Source organism: Nonomuraea jiangxiensis (genome assembly GCF_900099965.1).
In the GTDB taxonomy this organism is placed as follows: domain Bacteria; phylum Actinomycetota; class Actinomycetes; order Streptosporangiales; family Streptosporangiaceae; genus Nonomuraea; species Nonomuraea jiangxiensis.
This window is the reverse complement of record NZ_FNDJ01000010.1, coordinates 178,998-196,376: the sequence shown is the minus strand read 5'-3', so window position 1 is coordinate 196,376 and position 17,379 is coordinate 178,998. Positions and strand designations below refer to the sequence as shown.

Sequence of the window (17,379 nt, the reverse complement as noted above, 5' to 3'; positions counted from 1 at the left end):
CCATCGCACAGCGATCAGCCCGCGGCCTGGTCCTGCAGCAGTACGGCGAAACCGTCGAGATGGCGGGCCAGGCTGTACTCGAACAGGCCGTCCAAATCTGACACCGTCTCCCCGGGAATTGCGGCCAGCAGGGGAAAACGTCCGCTGTCGAGGAGTTCGTCGGACCGGTACTGCTGTTCGAGCCGCCACCGCGTGAGTGTCACACCGGTCTCCTGCTCCGCCTCGACCTCGTCGGCCATGGACAGGGCGAGGGTGACGACCAGGGCGTGCAGCGTGAGTGCCTCTCGTATCCGTATCGTCATGGACAGCCCCAGCCCGTCGAGCGCGCGCAGGGTCCACTCGGTGTGGGCCATCATGTTGGGCCCGAGCAGCGGGCGGGTGAACGAGATGGCCCTGGGCAGCCAGATGTGCCGCTGCACCAGCTCCCATTGCCGACGGGAGACGAGTTCGAGCTTGGCCCGCCACCCCTCCGGCCCGGGAGTGGGCAGCTCTGATTCGCCGAAGACCTCGTCGACCATCTGCGTCAGCAGTTCGTCTTTGTTCGCCACGTGCCGGTAGAGCGACATCGGGCCGGCGCCGAGTTCGGCCGCGAGCCGTCGCATGGACACGGCGCCGAGCCCCTCGGTGTCGGCGATCGCGATGGCGGTGCGGAGCACGTGCTCGCGGTTGAGTGCCTGCCTGGGAGGTGGTTCCGGCTGCTGGAGGTCCGCGCGGGCGGCGACCACCGTGCCGGCGCCGACCCTCGCCACGACCAGCCCCTCGTCACGCAGGGCCGCTATCACCTTGGTCGCGGTCGCGATGGCGACGCCCCAGCGCTGAGCGATCTGCCGGATGGACGGCATCCGCGCGCCTGACCGCAGGTCGCCGGAGAGGATCCGGGCACGGAACTCTTCGACTATGCGCCGGTAAGGCGGATCCTGGCTCGACGATGGCATGAGACCCCTTAGTGTACTAGTCCACTTCTTCGAGTTGCTAGTTCACTTTATAGATCATACCTGTTGGAATCCGGTAGTCACATAAATACGCTGTACGCATGACACTTAATACATCGTACGCAGTCAGGTTGTGGCACCGGCCGTTGATGGTCATGGTGGCGGCGATGGCGGCGCTCATCGTCGTCGCGAGCGTCGGTCTCCTCGTGGACGGCCGCCAGCTCATGGAGCAGTCGATCTGGGCGAAGCCGTTGAAATTCGGGATGTCGTTCGTCATATACGGCGCCACGCTCGCCTGGATGCTTCCGCGGCTTCGCAAGGCAAGGCGCACGATGTGGACCCTCGGAACGGCCTTCGCCGTCGCGGGGCTGATCGACGTCGGCTTCATCGCGGTGCAGGCGGCCCGCGGCACCTACAGCCACTTCAACACCGAAACCGACCCGTTCAACGCGATCGGGCAGCTGATCTTCTCCGCGGGCGTGGTAGGGCTGTTCGCCACGAACCTGCTCATCGCCGTCATGCTGCTGTTCCAGCGGGCCGGTAACGCGGCACTCACCTGGGCCCTGCGCGCCGGGATCGGGGTCGCCGTCCTGGGCATGGCGCTGGCGTCCTTCATCACCGCGTCGACCTCGGCGAACGGACCCCGGACGGTCAAGGACGCCTACGGCGACCCGGTGTCGCTCGTGGGGGGCCACGGCGTGGGCGTGCCGGACGGCGGCGGCATGCCGCTCACGAACTGGAGCACCGTGGGCGGTGACCTGCGCGTTCCGCACTTCATCGGCCTGCACTCCGTCCAGGTGTTCGTGCTGACGGTGCTCATCCTCACCGCCCTCGCGACCCGGATCAGCCTGCTCCGCCACGAACGCGTACGCGCCCAGCTGACCGGCGTCGTCATCCTGGGATACACCGGGCTGTTCGCCATCACGGCGTGGCAGGCGCTGCGTGGTCAGGCCCTGATCCACCCCGACGCGGCCACGTGGACCGCACTCGCGGTGACGATCTTCGTGACCACGCTGCTGGCGGCCCTGACCATCACGGCGGGCCGCCGCCGCGGCGATGCGGCACCCGCCGAATCCACCGCCCGGGACCGTATCGCGGTCCGATGATCAGTCGAGGAGGCCGGCGTGCAGGGCCGAGTAGTGCGCGGTTCTTGAAGGAGCCGCGGGCATCGCCCTCGCCCTCCACACCTACGCCATGGGGAAGGCGTGGGACAACGCCCTGCTGGTGAACTGAGAGCGCACCCGATAGGGAGCGGTGATCAGCAGTTGGGCATCGGGACGGCTCCGGGCGCGAAGCGGTCGGCCCTGAACGGAGTAACGTCGACGCCGCCCGGCAGCCCGAGGACCATCTCGGCCGCACACTCCCCGATCGCCGGGGCGAACTTGAATCCGTGACCGGAGCAGGCGGAGATGTGCACGATGCCGGCGTGGGCCGGTGAGCGGTCGACGATGAAACTGGTGTCAGGTGTGAGCGTGTAGTAGCAGTAGCGTCCGCCCACCGGCTCGGGCACGACCCCCTTGAAGATCCGTGAGACCACCGCGTGGATCTCGTCCAGATATTCTCGCGGCACCTCGGTTTCCGACCGGTCCTGCGGATCCCAGGGCCGTTGTTGTCGATTGTGAAACCCGATCTTGACGATATCGCGGTCCGGTCCGCCTTCGGTGACGCCGTAGATCACCTCGCCCGCGGCGGTCTCGTAGAGGAAGGACGGGAATCGCTCCGCACCGAGGGAGCGGGAGGTGCGGAACCAGTAAACCGGCACGCGTACCGGTTGGAGGATTCGGGAGAGCCCGGTGGTGAGATGGTTCTTCATCCACGGGCCGAGGGCGAGGACGACAGCGCCGCACGCGATGGTCTCACCCGAGCGCAACTCCAGTGTCACGGTGTTCCTGGATGGCCCGATATCGACGACCGCGTCGCCGAAGCGTAAGGAAGCGCCGGCCGTGACAGCCTGGTCCAGCATGGCCAACCGGGCCCGCTCCGCCAGGACGGCATAGGCGTCCGGTTCGTAGATGGCGGCCATGTCGTCCCCGATGTCGAACCAGGGAAAGCGGCTATTGAGTTCCCCGGCGGTCAGGACCTCGTGTTCGATGCCTCCGGCCTCCGCCGTCTTCTTGCTGAGTTCGACCACGCCGCTGGACGTCGTCCCGGCGAAGACGCCGCCGGTCCGCAGCAGCAGGGGACTTTCATGGGCCTCCTCCAGCTGGACCCAGAGTTCGTGGGCCCGGTTCAGTAAAGGAAGGTAGTTCGTGCCTTCCCAGTACGCCCGGCGGAAGATGCGGCTCTCCCCGTAGGAGGAGCCGAACCGGTGGATCGGGCCGTGAGCCTCGATCCCGACGACCCTGGCGCCACGTCGGACCAGCGCGTGAGTGGTCGCGGAGCCGAAAATCCCCAGCCCGACGACCGCCACGTCGCACGTCGTCACATTCGCGTTCACGGACCTGCCCTCCTGTCCTCTGCCAGGGCGGGTGGCTTGGTGGCGGTGTTTCCCGCCCGGCGTGTGTGCAATAGCGGGTACACGAGAATGAGAATCAGTGAAAGCCAGACTGTGGCGTAGGACACCAACGTGTTGCCGGACGGCTGTTGGCCGTAAAAGACCAATGCGACGACGAGCTGGGTCGTGGGAAGCACGTATTGGAGAAAACCGGCCGTCGATAGCGTGATCTTCTTCGCTCCGAACGAGATCAGCCACAGCGGGGTGACCGACACCACGCCGCACAGGGCGAGCAGTACGAAGTCGGAGGTGTCGGCGTCCGGGCCAGGAGCGAGCGAGTAGGTCGAGGCCAGGATGGCCACGCCGACTCCGACCGCGAGTATGGCGGTCTCCAGGGTGAGCCCGGTGAACGGGTCGGCCGTGGTGAGCTTCTTCAGGAAGCTGTAGATTCCCCAGGTCGTGCCGATGGTGACGTAGACCCACCATTCGAGTTCGTGGCTGCGGGCGATGAGCAGGATGATCCCTATCAGGCACAGGACCAGGGCAACGACACGCACGGGGTCGAGCCGCTCTCGCATGACCCCAGCGCCCAGGACGATCGTCACCGCCGGCGCGATGAGATAGCCGAGGCCGGTCTCAAGGACATGGCCGTGCACCGAGCCCCAGATGAAGGTGAGCCAGTTGGCGGAGACCAGCACCGCGGCCATCAGGTGCAGGAGCAGCAGGCGGCCATTGAACGCTGCGTCGAACACCGGCTTTATGCGCTTCAACACCGCCAGCGCGACGCCCAGAGTGACCAGTGAGATCAGGATGCGGTAGCCAAGGAGCGCCGTTGGGGACACATGGGACAGCGCCCGCCAGTAGAGGGAGGAGGCGCCGAGAATCACGTTGGCGAGTGCCATCGCGGCGCCGCCTAGTACGGTCGCCCTGGGGCGAACCGTACTCATGCACGGACCTCCCGGAATTTCGCGGCGAGACGGCACTCGATGACCTCGTACGACCAGTAGAGGGTCCCGTCGTCGCTCACGCTGAAGGCGATTCCATGGCGGTCGCGCCAGCGGTGGAACTCGGTCAGCAGGATGTCACGTGACTCCCGCCAGTCACCTGAGTAGAAGAACAACGGGAAGGTGTGCCGTTCGATCAGCTTGAACTCCAGCGCGTCGCCGACGCCGTCGAGTTCCCTGATCCGCGACAGCACGCTCCGGATCCCGATCATTGAATTGAGCCCGACTATCGCCCGCCCGTTCGATGTGAGATGGTGCGGGAGCTGCCGCAGGAAGTCGAAGGCGACCTTCTCTCCCGAGAACATCGCCGACAGATTGAGGCCTCTCAGGTTCTGTCGCTTGAGCTCTTCGCGGCACTCCTCTGACGGGCTGTGCCAGCCAGGAGGGTTGAAGACGATCAGATCGAAGCGGCGCTTGGTCCTGGGGCCATCGAAGAGGCTCCCTTCTCCGAACGAAATGCGCTGGTCACCGAAGTTGAGCAGCTCGTTTTCCATGGCCGTCTTGACAGCGGACGCCGAAATGTCCGTGGCGGTGATGTCGTGAGCGCCCAATCCGCGCAGGAGAATGGCCAGCGCGCCGCTCCCCGTACCCATGTCGAGCAAGGACCCGCGCAGATCATCCTGTGTGAGGTCGCGGACCAGGAAGTCGCCCAGGCTCATTCCCGCGGGGCTGACCTTGAACACGTCGGGCCGATTGAGGAGCCGGAGCACGTGTCCCATGCCGAAATACACTTCGTACGAACCTTCGGCGGCGATCGCTTCCGCCGCCTCCGTACCGATGCGGTCACGCTGGCTGATGCCGAGCACGCTGATCCTCCCTAATGCCAAGCTCGTTCGTGGATCGTTCCCCATCGGGTTCGGCAGCCGATCACCGGCCGATCCGGCCCAGTTCACGCGAGCGGTTCGCGGACCGGTTCAAGCCTTCGACCAACAGGTCGTGGAGCCCGTTGTCGCGATAGTGGAAGATTCCCTGCTCGGTGGTCCCGCCAGGGGTCATGACCTGGCGGCACATCTCCTCGGGATCGCGCCCGGTGCCGTACATCAGGTCGGCGGTCCCGCGCAGGACCTGAGCGGTCATGAGCCGGGCCTGGTCGGGGTCGAATCCAGCCTTCATCGCGAAATCGATGAAGGCACCAGCGATGTACGCGACGAAGGCGGGACCACCGCCGCAAAGCGCGGTCGCATCGTCGATCAGTGCCTCGTTCCGGACCGTGACGGTCCTGCCGATCACCGACATGATCTGCTCGGCGAGGGAGGTCTCGCCACCGGTGACGGCCTTCCCGGGGCAGAGCACGGTCATGCCCTGCGAAATCTCGGAAGGCGTGTTCGGGATGGTGCGGACGACGCGGACCGTGTTGAGCGCGTTCTCCATGGCCGCGATGCTCACGCCGGCCATGACGGAGATGACCAGGCTTCTCGCGAAGGCTCCGGACGGCTGTGCCGCACTGAACTCCTCGAACGCCTGAGGCTGAATGGCAAGGATGACGACGTCGTCCTGCCCGGGTTCATATGTCGGACGAGGTTCGATGCCGAATTCGTCGCCTATAAGGCGTATTCTGTCCTGCGATTTCTCCACGATATCGATGGAAACGTCCAGAGCTTTTTCGCGAAGACCGGCGATAATCGCTCGCCCCATGTGGCCGGCGCCGATCACGACGATTCGACGTGCGGAAATTTCCAATGTTCCCCCTGTCCACCCAAGGGATGCCGTTTGTGCTGGCGTCACGTTCCCCACTCAGATGGGACGTTGCCATGACAACTACCGAGTTGACTACCTTTACTACGTGCGTGATCATGCGGTGCAGGAAGATGCAGGGTGGGTAGGTGTGGATGAACCGCGCGTGTCCGGTCTATTGCGATGAGGCAGATATCTGCCATGACGGGATGGCCGCTTACGAAAGAGCGGTGATGGAGCGAACCGTTCCGCGAGAGGCCGCCCCTCCATGTCTGCTCCGATCGGGCCTGGTGGCATCGACGGAGGACAAGCCGGATCTGGTGCGGCCGGTGGGGCCGAGCATTGTCGCTGCGCGTCTCCTCAATCCGCTGGAACAATCCATCTCCGCCACCCGCGCCGAACTAGCCCGAGCGAGCCAGGTGATCGACATGGTCGAGCGGGCGTACGAGCGGGGACGAGCGGGCCGGCGGCCTGACATCGCGCTCATCGAGGGTCCTCAGGAGGTCGAGGACACCCTGCAGTTGGCTCTGGCCCAATGTCGCAGGGAGATCATCACCGCTCATCCCGGCAGCGGTCGCTCGTCGGAGATCCTCGCTCAGGTCCTCGAACGTGACCTGCCGGTCCTGCGGCGGGGCGTCAGCAAGCGCGTGATCTACCAGCACACCACGCGCAACCATCCTCCGACGCTTGAGTACATCGAGCGCATCGTCGAGGAGGGGGCGGAGGTACGCACCTCCAGTGAGCTGTTCGACCGCCTGATCATCTTCGACGGCGAGATCGCGTACGTCTCCGCGCCCTCGGGTGACGAGCACGAGCTGGTGGAGATCTGCCAGCCCGCGCTGGTCCGCTACCTGACCCGCGTCTTCGAACTGGCCTGGATCCGTGCCAGCCCCATCCTCACGACCACGCGACGGGAGGGACTGGTGGTGGACGACCAGCAGCGCGCCATCATGCGGATGCTCGTCGCCGGCCTTACCGAAGACAAGATCGCCCGAGAGCTCGGCATGGGCCGCCGCACCGTAGCCGAGCACATCAGACGGATCTCCACCCGCCTCGGCAGCACCAGCCGGGCCCAACTCGGCTACTCCATCGCGATCTCCGGCGTCCTGGACGAGGAGCCGTGACTGGCATGTAGTTGCCGGAGGCGGGGGCCCACGCCCGGCCGGTCACGTCAGCATGGCCGCCTTGCGCAGCAGCACCGAGCGTTCGCGCTGGTTGGCGCACAGCCGGGCCGCCAGCTCCAGCTCGGCGCGCGCTTCCGGGCGCCGTCCGAGCCGGGCCAGCAGCTCACCGCGTACGGTCGGGATCAGATGCGAACCGGGGAGCCGGTTTGAGGCGATCAGCTCGTCCACGATGGCCAGGGCTTGCACCGGGCCCGCGGCCATGGCAACGGCGACGGCCCGGTTGAGCTCGACCACCGGTGAGGGTGCGACCCGGCCGAGCGCCTCGTACAGCACCACGATCCGGTCCCAGTCGGTCGCCTCGACCGAGGACGCCGACGCGTGGGTGGCGGCGATCGCGGCCTGCAGGCCGTAGGGGCCGAGGCCGCGGGCCGATGCCTTGACCAGCGCGGCCAGCCCACGGCGGATCGCCGAGATGTCCCACCGCCGCCGGTCCTGGTCCTCCAGCAGGACCGGCGAACCGTCCGGGCCGGTCCGGGCCGGGAAACGGGCGGCGGTCAGCTCGCACAACGCCAGCAGGCCGTGCACCTCCGGCTCGTCCGGCTGCAGCGCGGCCAGCGTGCGCGCCAGCCGGATCGCCTCGTACGCGAGGTCGGGGCGCAGCAGCCGGTCGCCCGACGTGGCCGTCGACCCCTCGGTGAAGATCACGTAGAGGACGCTGAGCACGCCGCCCAGCCGCTCCCGGCGCTCGGCGGCCGGCGGCAGCTCGAACGGCACCCCGGCCGCCGCGATCGTCTTCTTGCCCCGAGTGATGCGGGCCTGCACGGTCGGCACGGGTACGAGGAACGCGCGGGCGATCTCCTCGCTGGACAGGCCGCCGACCACGCGCAGGGTCAGCGCCACCCGGGCCTCGGGGGAGAGCACCGGGTGGCAGCTGACGAACATGAGCGCCAGCACGTCGTCATCGATCCTGTCGGGATCGATTTCCTCGTCAACCGCCGAGTCGGCCGCCAGGTCGGCCGCCCGGTCGGCCGCCAGATCGGCCGCCAGCAGGGCGTATCGGTCCTGGAGGGCGGTCCGGCGGCGGATCGCGTCGATCGCCCGCCGCCGGGCCGTGGCCATCAGCCAGCCGGCCGGATTCGCCGGCGAGGCGAGCGGCCACGACACCAGCGCCTCGGCCACCGCCTCCTGGGCCGCGTCCTCGGCCAGCCCGAAATCGCCGGTGAACCGGGTCAGCGCGGCGACGATCCGCGCCGACTCGATCCGCCAGACGGCCTCGACATCGGCCGTACCCATCAGATCCGGCCGTTGCCGTCGCGCCCGGCCCGGTCCTTGATGATCACTCGCCGACCTGCGGGACCTCGTCGCTGCCGGGCACCCGCCGGACCTCGACCTTGGCCCCGGGGGCCGCCGGGACCCGCTTGGCCCACTCGACCGCCTCCTGTTTCGAGGCGACGTCGAGCAGGAAGAAGCCCCCGAACAGCTCCTTGGTCTCGCCGTACGGCCCGTCCGTGACCACCGGGGCCTCGCCGCTGAAGTCGACCACGACGCCCTGGCCCGGATCGTCCAGCCCCTCCGCCGCGAGGAGAACGCCGGCCTTGACCATCTCCTCGATGAACTGGCGGGTCGTGGCCATCATCTCGTCGATGTCGGCCATCATGGCCGCGTTCGACTCGTCGGTGCCCCGCATGATCAGCAGGTATTTCGCCATCGCGTTCTCCTCGTCCGGCGGGGCCGCCTCTCGGCCCTCGCACCCACACGTCGAACGAGCGGCCCACGGATCAACACGGCCCCGGAAAAATCTCTCGCCGCGACGCGGCCGATCCCTCCGACCCCGCGTTTCGCCCGTGAGACGCGGACACCCTGCTGATCAGAAAGCTTATCGTCGCCGGCAACCTCCAAGCGTCTGGGCGATATCCGTGACAGCTGTCACGCCAAGGTCATGACAGGTGGCCGAGAAAACCTCGGCCAGGTGAAGAACCCTGAAGGCATGGACGAGACGTTGCTTTCCAAGGCGGAACGGCGGGACACCGCAGTTCACGTCCAGGGTTTACGCAAACACTACGGCGAGGTCCACGCCGTCAAGGAAGTGGACCTGACCATCAAGGCGGGCGAGGTCGTCGCGCTCCTCGGGCCGAACGGCGCCGGCAAGTCGACCATGGTGGACATGATCGTCGGGCTGACGACGCCCGACTCCGGCATCGTGCGGGTCTTCGGGCTCCCGCCTCGTCAGGCCGTCCTGGAGGGCGTCATCGGCGCCATGCTCCAGGAGGGTGCGCTGCTCGACGATGCCACCGTGATCGAGATGGTGGGCATGGTGGCATCTCTGCACAAGAACCCCCTCCCGGTCCGGGAGGCACTGCGCAAGGCGGGCATCGAAGAGCTTGCGCGGCGCAGATCCACCAAGCTGTCGACGGGTCAGAAGCAGCGGGTGCGGTTCGCCGTCGCCCTGGTGGCCGACCCCGACCTGCTGCTGCTCGACGAACCCACGGCGGGGATGGACGTACGGCGACGACACGAGTTCTGGCACTCCATGCAGGAGTTCACCGCGTCCGGCCGGACCGTCATGTTCGCGACGCACTATCTGGAGGAGGCCGAGGAGTTCGCCGACCGAGTCGTGTTCCTGCGCGACGGGCGTATCGTCGCGGACGGCTCGGTGGCGCAGGTGCGGTCACTGGCGGCCGGCCGCACACTGCGTGCCACGATCTCCGGGGTGAGCGAGCCCGCGATGCGCGCGCTCCCCTCCGTGGTGAACGTGGAGATCCGCCAGGACAAGGTCGCCGTGCTCAGCTCCGATTCCGACACCACGCTCCGGGCGCTCCTGTCCCGGTTCCCGCACGCGCGTGACGTCGAGGTGGTCGGCGTGGGCCTGGACGAGGCGTTCCTCGCCCTCACCAGCAGAACGCGCACAAGCGAAGGCGAGCTGTCATGAACCTCGGTTATCTGGCGCTGGAGCTGCGCAGAGTGCTGCGTGAGCCCGGGACCCTCCTGTTCATCATCGGGTTTCCCGGCGCTTTTTACCTGCTGGAGGCGGTCATCTTCGAATCCCAGTGGCCTGCGCGGTCGGCGATCGACCCTGGAGCCGTCCTGTTACCCGCCATGGCCGGCTGGGGCGTGCTCATCTCCGGGATGTTGGTCGGCGCCCGCGTGATGAACGAGAGGGAGGCAGGCTGGCAGCGCCAACTCCGGCTGACGCCACTGACCGGTGGCGGCTACCTGCTGGGCAAGGCCGCAGTGGGCCTGCTCGTCTCGATCCCGCCTCCCATCGTCGTCGCCCTGGCCGCGGCCCTGTTCCGGGACGTGCGCCTGGATCTGGGTGGCTGGCTCTTCGTGACGCTCGTCATCACGCTGGGCGGCACGCCGTTCGCCGTCCTCGGCCTGCTGATCGGTCAATTCGGGAACAAGAAGAACACCCAGCAGATCATCATCATCGGGATGCTCGTGCTGGCCATCTTCGGCGGCATCTTCATACCGCTGGACTCGCTGCCTCCGTGGTTCACCTACGTCGGCTATGCCACGCCCAGTTACTGGCTCATCGACCTGGGCCGGGCCGGGATCGAGATGGGCGGCGACCCTATGCGGGCGGGGTTGATCCTTTTAGCATGGACAGTGGTGCTGGCAGGCGCCGTCATCTGGCGCTACCGTCACGACTCCGCCCGCAATTGATCGACATGGAGTGGTCAATCTGGCCGACGGCGTCTTCGGGCACGGGCTGATGAGAACGGTCAGGCGCCTCTTCCTGCCTGCCTCGCTGTTCACCGACCGGCGTGCCCTGGTGTTGTCGGTCGGTCTCAGCCTGCTGTTCACCGCCCTCATGGTGCCGAACTGGCTGGACGCGCTGGCGAAGCTCGATCCCGGGACCGCGTCCTGGTCGAAGATCATCGGGGTGGCGTACGCCGCCGCGTACATGGTGTTCGTGCTGATCGGCCGGTTGGAAGCGTGGCTGCCCCGCGCGCTGCTCTGCGTCGCCACGATCGCTCTGGGCACGGCTCTGGTCGTGCTCATGGGCCTGGAGAACGCCTGGCTGCTGATGTTCGCCCTGTGCGTCATCCTCACCTTCACCCACAGGGCGGTCTCGCTCGTCGTCGTCGCCCTCTCTCTCCTCGGGATCACCCTGGCGGGATGGGTGACCGGCGGCCTCGCCGAGGCGCTGCCGAATTTGGTCGTGCTCGGTTCTGTGAGCGTGGCCATCGGCCTGCTGGCCTGGCTCTTCGACGTCAACAACGAGTTGCGGCACGCGCGTGACCAGATCGCCACGCTGGCCGTGGACCGCGAGCGTGAGCGTTTCGCCAGGGACCTCCACGACCTGCTCGGCCACAGCGTCACCACGATCACGGTCAAGGCGGGGCTCGTCCGCCGCCTGCTGGAGAGCGGGCGCGACCCTGCCATCGCGATCGCAGAGGTCCGCGACGTGGAACGCCTGGCCCGCCAGGCCCTGGTGGACGTGCGGGCGGCCGTCTCGGACTACCGAACCGTCACACTCTCCGCCGAGCTGGCCGCCGTAGGCGAGGCACTGCGTACCGCCGGCATCGAGGCCCGGCTGCCGCTCGCGGTGGACGACGTCGCCCCGGAACTGCAGCAGGTCTTCGGCTACGTGCTGCGGGAGGCCGTCACCAACGTCGTCAGGCACTCCCGGGCAGGCCGGGTCAGCGTCCGGCTGGGCCACGACTGGCTGCTGGTCGAGGACGACGGGCAGGGGACGGACCAGCCCACAGAAGGGAACGGGCTGCGCGGGCTGAAGGAGAGGATGCAGGCGGTGGGAGGAGTGTTGGAAGCGGGGCCGCGGCCGGGAGGCGGCTACGCCGTACGGGCCGCGGCGCCGGTGGAACAGCACGAGGCCGCCGGCACCTCGGGAGGCAACGGATGATCAAGGTCCTGCTCGCTGACGACCAGGCGCTGGTACGGGGCGCGCTGGCGACCATGCTGGATCTGGAACCGGACCTGGCGGTCGTGGCCCAGGTCGGATCCGGGGACGAGGTGCTCGTCGCGGCCCGCGAGACCATGCCCGACGTCGTCCTGCTCGACATCCAGATGCCCGGCAAGGACGGCCTCACCGTCGCGGCCGAACTACGCACCGCCCTCCCCCGATGCCGCGTGCTCATGTGCACCACCTTCGGCCGCCCCGGCTACCTGACCCGGGCCATGGCCGTCGGGGCGAGCGGGTTCATCGTGAAGGACTCACCGCCGGAGACGCTGGTCGAGGCCGTCCGCAAAGTACATGCGGGCCTGCGGGTGATCGAGGTCGATCCCGCTCTGGCCGCCGAATCCCTCATCCATGGCCTCAACCCGCTGACCCTGCGCGAGCGTGAGGTGCTGAGCGCCGTCGGCCGGGGCAGGAGCATCGCCGAGGTCGCGAAGATCCTCCACCTGGCGGAGGGAACGGTCCGCAACCACCTTTCCGCGGCGATGGGAAAGACGGGCACCGGCAGCCGCGGCGAGGCCGCACTGGTGGCCGAGGAACGCGGCTGGCTCTAGCCCGCCTACCCGATGACCACCCTGGCGAGCACGTCCAGGCCCGCCTCCAACCACTCCATATTCGCCGACGCGCAGAGGACGCCGCATGACCGACCGCTACGACTACTGCGGGCTCTACCTACGCGGCGCCGGCCAAGAGGCCGCGATCGAGCTGACCGCCCGCGCCACCGGCGCGACACGTGATGGCTGTCTGCTGCGCGTCGGCACCATGGAGATCGAGGTCCGGCGCAATGACCACTGGCCCCAGGACGGGGCCGACTTCCCCACCTGGCCGATCAAGATGGAGATCGAAAGAGGGAACGCCACCAGCCGTCAGGTCATCGAGACGGTGTCCAAGATCCTCACCCGCGCCTGGCAGGCGGGCCTTGACGCAGTCGCTGCCTGTGACTATGAAGACGAACTTCCCGACCACGGGGGATATCCCCGCTACCGAGACTCCGCACCCCACAGGCTCGACGAGTCATGGAGGATCAGCCCTTGATCGCTCCCGTCAGCCCGTTGATGAAGTACCGCTGCAGGAGCAGGAAGAGCGCGATCACCGGGAGCACGATGATCAGCGAGGCGGCCATGACCTCGTTGTAGCTCGGCACGTCGCCGGAGATGAGCGACTCGAGCCCCAGCGGCAGCGTGAACAGCGACCGGTCCGAGAGCGACACCCGCGTCAGCACGTACTCGTTCCACGTCGGCACCGCCGTCAGCACGGCGACGGTGATGTGCGCCGGTCTGGCCAGCGGTAGATACACCGACCAGAAGATCCGCGCCTCGCCCGCGCCGTCCGACCTGGCGGCCTCGCGCAGCTCGCGGGGGATGGAACTGTAGCTGTTGGTCAGCAGCAGCACCGTCAGCGGCGCGGTGCCGTTGACGAAGGGCAGCACCAGCCCCAGGTGGCCGCCCAGCAGCCCGAGGTTCTTCTCCAGGATCACCACCGGCAGCAGCACCGTGATGCCCGGCACGAACAGCAGCGCCACGAAGAACCAGTACAGGAACCGGCGGCCCGGGAAGTCCAGGACGGCGAACGCGTAGGAGGCCAGGCTGTACACCACCAGCACGCCGATCACCGTCATCGCCGTGACCTTGAGGCTGTTGAGGAAGTAGTCCAGGAAGTGCAGGCGGCTCCACGTGGCGATGAGGGTGTCGAGCGTGGGCTCGCGTGGCAGCAGGTTGCCCTCGAGGATCTCCGTGCGGGTCTTGAAGGCGCCCGTCACCATCCACAGGAACGGATACACGCTGATCAGGGCGTACGCGATCAGGCCGGCGTAGGCGAAACGCCTCACTGGACCCTCCGGAGCAGGCGCGCGTTGGCCAGGGTCAGCAGGACGGCTCCGGCGAACAGCAGCCAGCCCAGCGCGCTCGCGTGGCCGAGCGAGGGCGCCAGGCCCTTCATGAACGCCAGCCGGTACGCCATCAGCCCCAGCACGTCGGTGTGCCCCCCGGGCCCGCCGTTGGTCATGATCAGGAAGATCTGGAAGCCGTGCAGCGCGTCGCGGACGCCGAGCAGCGCGATGGCCACGGTCATGGGCCGCAGCAGCGGCCAGATGATACGCCGCATCACGTGCCAGGAGCCGGCGCCGTCGATGTGGGCGGCCTCGACGATGCCCCGGTCGATGGCCTGCAGCCCGCTGAGGTAGAGCAGCGTGGCCACCGGCACGCTCGACCACACCAGGATGACGATCAGCGTCGGCAGCGCGGTGTCCGGGTTGCCGAGGAAACCCTGCGGCTGCCGCAGGCTGCCCAGGCCCAGCGAGCCGAGCAGCAGGTTGATCGCGCCGTCGGGCGCCAGCACGTAACGCCAGGCGTAGTAGACGGCGATGCCGCTGGTCACGTACGGCAGGAAGTAGACGGAGCGGAGAACGGCGCGCAGGCGGGTGATGGAGTTCAGCATCACCGCGAGCGGCAGCGAGACCGCCACCGTCAGCAGCGGCACGGCGACCATGATCTGCGCTGTGTTCCCCACGGCCCGGCGCAGGTCGGCGGCGAGCGACGGATCCGCGTACAGCAGGTCGGCGTAGTTGCCGAGTCCGACCCAGCGCCATGAGGGGGTGAAGCCGTTCCACTTGGCGAAGCTCAGCAGGAACCCGCTGGCGATCGTGTAGGCGCCCATCAGCAGGAACAGCGCGACCGCGGGCGCGACGAAGGCCCATCCGACCAGCCGGCGTCGCCAACGCGCCGCCACTGCCCGCCGCGGCGGCTGCTCGCGCAGCCGCCGGGCGGGCAGTTCGACGGACGTCGTGCTCACTTGGTGGACTTCCACATCGACGCCATGACCTTGTCCAGCTCCGTGCCCGCCTGCTGCGGGCCGTACTCCTTCAGCGGCGTCAGCCGCACGGTGAGGTCACCGGGCTTGACCTGGTCCCAGTCGGAGGGGAAGAAGCTGTCGTCGCCGGCCTCGTAGGCGCTCTCCGGCGGCCCGGTGAAATACTTCTGCAGCGCGGCCAGGTCCTTGCCGAGCAGGGCCTCGGCCTGCGTGCCCAGGTCGGTCGCGGGCAGGTCGAGCGACTCCTTGGCCACCATGCCCGCGCCCTCGGGCGAGGTCACCCAGTCGATCCACTTGATCGCCGCCTCGCGGTTCTGTGTGGTGGCCGTCACGCTGAGCCCGGTCAGCGCCAGCGGCGCCATCGAGATCTGCTTGTGCGTGCCCTCGGCCGACGGCGGGATGGGGAAGGCAAGCAGCTTGTCGGGGGTCATCCCGTTCTGTACGAGGAAGGCCAGCGTGAACGTGCCGCCCACGTTGAAGGCCGACTTGCCCTGCGCGAAGGCGATGTCGGCCTCGTCGATGCCGAGCGTCGTGGCGCCGGGCATCCAGTACGGCGTCAGCTTGGCATACGTCTCCAGCGTCTTGACGCCGTCCGGCGAGCCGAAGCCCTGCGTGGTGCCCTTGCCGAACAGCGCGTGGAACCGCTCCTTGCCCAAGTAGGCGAAGGCCAGTGGCTGATAGATCCAGTTGAAGCCGGTCTGGGAGATCTTCAGCCCCAGCGACAGCCCGCCCTGGTTCTTACCGGTCGTGGCCTCCAGCGCCTTCAGGAACTCCTCCCATGACTTCGGCGGGGTGTCCGGATCCAGCCCTGCCGCCCGGAGCTTGTCCTTGTTGGCGTAGACGATGCCGAAGGCGCCCGCCGTGAACGGTACGGAGAACCGCTGCCCGGCCTTGCCGTTCTTGATGGGCGAGTCGGCGGCCACCGAGTCGATCTTCCTCTGTGTCAGCACGCCGCTCTCCTGCGTGGAGGGCAGCAGACGCTGCTTCCAGTCGCCGGTGACATCGGCCGCGAGGTCCTGCAGCAGGCCCGACGAGCCCATCTCGAAGTCCTCGCCGGACGCGTGCACCTCCAGCACGTCCGGCAGGCCGTTGGTCTGCGCGGCGCTCTGGACCTTGCTGACGAACACGTCGTCGGGGGTGACAGCCTCGACCGTGACGCTGATGCCCGTCTTGGCCTTGAACTGCGCAGCCGCCTTGTTCAACGCGTCGGCGTGCGACTTCTTGAACGTCCACATCCGCAACGACTGCCCGGCCTGCTCCTGCCCGCCTCCGCCGCCACCGCTCGAGCAGGCCGCCAATCCCATCACGAGCGCCGCGGCCAGGCCGAGCACGCGCTTGCCCACCGTTGTCATCGGCCTTCCTTCCCGTACGACCGGCGCACGCTCTCGAACTTCTCGACCCAGTACCGCGTGCGGTCCAGGTAGGCCGACTCGGCGGCCTTGCCCTGCTTGCCGTAGGCGCCCTGGAAGGTCTGGTAACCGTGGCCGGCCGGCGGGGTGCCGTCGGCCGGCTCGAGGACCGAGCCCTCATGCCACTCGTTGAAGGAGGTGACGGATACCCAGGTCGGCGAGCCACCGATGGTCGGGTCCAGGGCGTTGGTCCACTGCCTGTCGTAGGCGGCGCCGTTGTCGCGGGCGATCGTCGGCGTGGTGTTGCCGGGGACGGCGCGGTCGTCGATGTAGCCGGGCGCGACCGAGGGCGCCCAGATCAGCCCGTTGGCCTTCGCGTATTCGCCGGCCTGCTTCCAGCCCGGCGCGGTGGCCCCGGCGATGCCGTCATAGGTGTACATGCCGTTGAAGTGCGCGATCTTGGTGGTATCGGTGGTCTGGGCGAGGATGACGTTGTCCTTGTTCACCGCCTCCAGCGCGGACCAGTCGGCGATCTGCAGGCTCCAGAACACGTAGAAGACGGTGTCGAAGGCCGGGTGCGAGCCGTACCGCTCGTGCAGGTAGCGGATGTCCTCGACGGTCGAGGCAGCCGTACGGCCCTCGTACGGCTCCAGGTGCCAGGCGACCTTGATGCCCCGCTTGGCCGCGGCGTCCATGACGCGCTCGACGAGGCCGTCCTCGTAGCTGCCCTGGCCCCACCAGCTGTAGACGATCACTCCGGCGCCGGTCTGCCTGATCCACTTCATGTGCTGGGCCAGGACCCGGGAGTCGCCGGAGTCGTAGGCGCCCAGGGCTGGGTAGAGGTCCGCGCCGACGTCCTCGGGCGGGGTGTGGCCGCCCTGCTGCCAATGACGCCACTCACCGCTGCCGGAGGGCGTGCCGTACCAGGGGTAGTAGAACAGATGTACGTTTCTCGACAGCTTCGCGGCCGCGGTCGTCGCCGTGGCCGGCGTGACCTGAGGCAGCCACGCCAGGGCCGCCAGTATGGAAACGAGGGCGAGAGCGAGAACCCGACGTTTTGCGATCATGGCGTCCTCTCGGGGGTGAAGGATGCTCCGTAGGATCGGCTGCGCGCGCAAATCGTTAAGATGATCCCG

17 protein-coding genes and 1 pseudogene are annotated in these 17,379 nt (G+C 67.8%); 7 read left to right on the top strand and 11 right to left on the bottom strand.

Translation table 11 applies throughout. The annotated features are described in order from the left end of the window. Window positions 1-14: 14 nt before the first annotated feature. Window positions 15-935, bottom strand: a complete 921-nt coding sequence (locus BLS95_RS22770) for a TetR/AcrR family transcriptional regulator C-terminal domain-containing protein (RefSeq protein ID WP_090934503.1) — start codon at window positions 933-935, stop codon at window positions 15-17. Window positions 936-1,033: 98 nt separating this feature from the next. Here BLS95_RS22770 and BLS95_RS22765 point away from each other — a divergent pair, with 98 nt between their 5' ends. After that, entirely contained in the window at window positions 1,034-2,038 is a 1,005-nt protein-coding gene (locus BLS95_RS22765) for a hypothetical protein (protein WP_218135934.1), read from the top strand. A 152-nt stretch (window positions 2,039-2,190) separates the two neighbouring features. Here the strand turns inward: BLS95_RS22765 and solA are convergent, their stop codons facing one another. From solA to proC, 4 genes are all read right to left on the bottom strand, one after another. Continuing rightward, entirely contained in the window at window positions 2,191-3,369 is a 1,179-nt protein-coding gene (gene solA, locus BLS95_RS22760) for an N-methyl-L-tryptophan oxidase (RefSeq protein WP_176993339.1), read from the bottom strand. Further along, window positions 3,366-4,268, bottom strand: coding sequence for an EamA family transporter (locus BLS95_RS22755; RefSeq protein WP_176993338.1), 903 nt, complete (start codon window positions 4,266-4,268; stop codon window positions 3,366-3,368). The genes solA and BLS95_RS22755 overlap by 4 nt, the downstream gene beginning before the upstream one ends. Window positions 4,269-4,309: 41 nt before the next feature. After that, on the bottom strand, window positions 4,310-5,176 hold the full coding sequence (locus BLS95_RS22750) for a methyltransferase (protein ID WP_176993337.1): 867 nt from the start codon (window positions 5,174-5,176) through the stop codon (window positions 4,310-4,312). A 61-nt stretch (window positions 5,177-5,237) separates the two neighbouring features. Further along, complete coding sequence (gene proC / locus BLS95_RS22745; RefSeq protein ID WP_143043840.1) at window positions 5,238-6,050, bottom strand: pyrroline-5-carboxylate reductase; 813 nt, start codon at window positions 6,048-6,050, stop codon at window positions 5,238-5,240. A gap of 284 nt (window positions 6,051-6,334) precedes the next feature. Here proC and BLS95_RS22740 point away from each other — a divergent pair, with 284 nt between their 5' ends. Then, window positions 6,335-7,168 carry a helix-turn-helix transcriptional regulator gene (locus BLS95_RS22740; RefSeq protein ID WP_176993336.1) on the top strand — a complete coding sequence of 278 codons (834 nt, stop codon included), beginning with the start codon at window positions 6,335-6,337 and terminating at the stop codon, window positions 7,166-7,168. Between the two features lie 42 nt (window positions 7,169-7,210). Here BLS95_RS22740 and BLS95_RS22735 read toward each other — a convergent pair whose 3' ends face one another. Both BLS95_RS22735 and BLS95_RS22730 read right to left on the bottom strand, forming a co-directional pair. Next, window positions 7,211-8,461 (bottom strand): RNA polymerase sigma factor, encoded by a 1,251-nt coding sequence (locus BLS95_RS22735; protein ID WP_090934488.1) that lies wholly within the window; start codon window positions 8,459-8,461, stop codon window positions 7,211-7,213. Continuing rightward, window positions 8,461-8,876, bottom strand: a pseudogene (locus BLS95_RS22730) (YciI family protein). Before BLS95_RS22730 ends, BLS95_RS22735 begins: the two are co-directional and overlap by 1 nt. A gap of 261 nt (window positions 8,877-9,137) precedes the next feature. Here BLS95_RS22730 and BLS95_RS22725 point away from each other — a divergent pair. The 5 genes from BLS95_RS22725 (at window position 9,138) to BLS95_RS22705 (ending at window position 13,121) form a co-directional block, all read left to right on the top strand. Next, window positions 9,138-10,097: an ABC transporter ATP-binding protein gene (locus BLS95_RS22725; protein WP_245765213.1), complete on the top strand. Its 960-nt coding sequence runs from the start codon at window positions 9,138-9,140 to the stop codon at window positions 10,095-10,097. Then, entirely contained in the window at window positions 10,094-10,831 is a 738-nt protein-coding gene (locus BLS95_RS22720; RefSeq protein WP_090934479.1) for an ABC transporter permease, read from the top strand. Before BLS95_RS22725 ends, BLS95_RS22720 begins: the two co-directional genes overlap by 4 nt. A gap of 10 nt (window positions 10,832-10,841) precedes the next feature. Further along, entirely contained in the window at window positions 10,842-12,032 is a 1,191-nt protein-coding gene (locus BLS95_RS22715) for a sensor histidine kinase (protein ID WP_245765212.1), read from the top strand. Then, window positions 12,029-12,640, top strand: coding sequence for a response regulator transcription factor (locus BLS95_RS22710; protein ID WP_090934476.1), 612 nt, complete (start codon window positions 12,029-12,031; stop codon window positions 12,638-12,640). The genes BLS95_RS22715 and BLS95_RS22710 overlap by 4 nt, the downstream gene beginning before the upstream one ends. Before the next feature lie 85 nt (window positions 12,641-12,725). Then, window positions 12,726-13,121 carry a hypothetical protein gene (locus tag BLS95_RS22705; protein WP_090934474.1) on the top strand — a complete coding sequence of 132 codons (396 nt, stop codon included), beginning with the start codon at window positions 12,726-12,728 and terminating at the stop codon, window positions 13,119-13,121. Here BLS95_RS22705 and BLS95_RS22700 read toward each other — a convergent pair. The 4 genes from BLS95_RS22700 to BLS95_RS22685 are packed head-to-tail and all read right to left on the bottom strand — an operon-like array spanning window position 13,111 to window position 17,310. Next, on the bottom strand, window positions 13,111-13,914 hold the full coding sequence (locus tag BLS95_RS22700; protein WP_218135933.1) for a carbohydrate ABC transporter permease: 804 nt from the start codon (window positions 13,912-13,914) through the stop codon (window positions 13,111-13,113). The two genes, BLS95_RS22705 and BLS95_RS22700, sit on opposite strands and share 11 nt — an antisense overlap. Then, the gene (locus BLS95_RS22695; RefSeq protein ID WP_218135932.1) at window positions 13,911-14,876 is read right to left on the bottom strand and encodes a carbohydrate ABC transporter permease; all 966 of its coding nucleotides are present in this window, start codon (window positions 14,874-14,876) and stop codon (window positions 13,911-13,913) included. Before BLS95_RS22695 ends, BLS95_RS22700 begins: the two co-directional genes overlap by 4 nt. Then, window positions 14,873-16,246, bottom strand: coding sequence for an ABC transporter substrate-binding protein (locus BLS95_RS22690; protein ID WP_090934471.1), 1,374 nt, complete (start codon window positions 16,244-16,246; stop codon window positions 14,873-14,875). Before BLS95_RS22690 ends, BLS95_RS22695 begins: the two co-directional genes overlap by 4 nt. Then, a complete protein-coding gene (locus BLS95_RS22685) occupies window positions 16,243-17,310 on the bottom strand; it encodes a glycoside hydrolase family 99 protein (RefSeq protein WP_090934469.1) in 1,068 nt (355 codons plus the stop codon). Before BLS95_RS22685 ends, BLS95_RS22690 begins: the two co-directional genes overlap by 4 nt. Between the last annotated feature and the right edge of the window lie 69 nt (window positions 17,311-17,379).

Bases quoted from the DNA above. Each gene is read 5' to 3' on its own strand.
- BLS95_RS22770 (WP_090934503.1), bottom strand. From the start codon at position 935: ATGCCATCGTCGAGCCAGGATCCGCCTTACCGGCGCATAGTCGAAGAG.
- BLS95_RS22765 (WP_218135934.1), top strand. From the start codon at position 1,034: ATGACACTTAATACATCGTACGCAGTCAGGTTGTGGCACCGGCCGTTG.
- BLS95_RS22755 (WP_176993338.1), bottom strand. From the start codon at position 4,268: ATGGCACTCGCCAACGTGATTCTCGGCGCCTCCTCCCTCTACTGGCGG.
- BLS95_RS22735 (WP_090934488.1), bottom strand. From the start codon at position 8,461: ATGGGTACGGCCGATGTCGAGGCCGTCTGGCGGATCGAGTCGGCGCGG.
- BLS95_RS22720 (WP_090934479.1), top strand. From the start codon at position 10,094: ATGAACCTCGGTTATCTGGCGCTGGAGCTGCGCAGAGTGCTGCGTGAG.
- BLS95_RS22710 (WP_090934476.1), top strand. From the start codon at position 12,029: ATGATCAAGGTCCTGCTCGCTGACGACCAGGCGCTGGTACGGGGCGCG.
- BLS95_RS22705 (WP_090934474.1), top strand. From the start codon at position 12,726: ATGACCGACCGCTACGACTACTGCGGGCTCTACCTACGCGGCGCCGGC.
- BLS95_RS22690 (WP_090934471.1), bottom strand. From the start codon at position 16,246: ATGACAACGGTGGGCAAGCGCGTGCTCGGCCTGGCCGCGGCGCTCGTG.
- BLS95_RS22685 (WP_090934469.1), bottom strand. From the start codon at position 17,310: ATGATCGCAAAACGTCGGGTTCTCGCTCTCGCCCTCGTTTCCATACTG.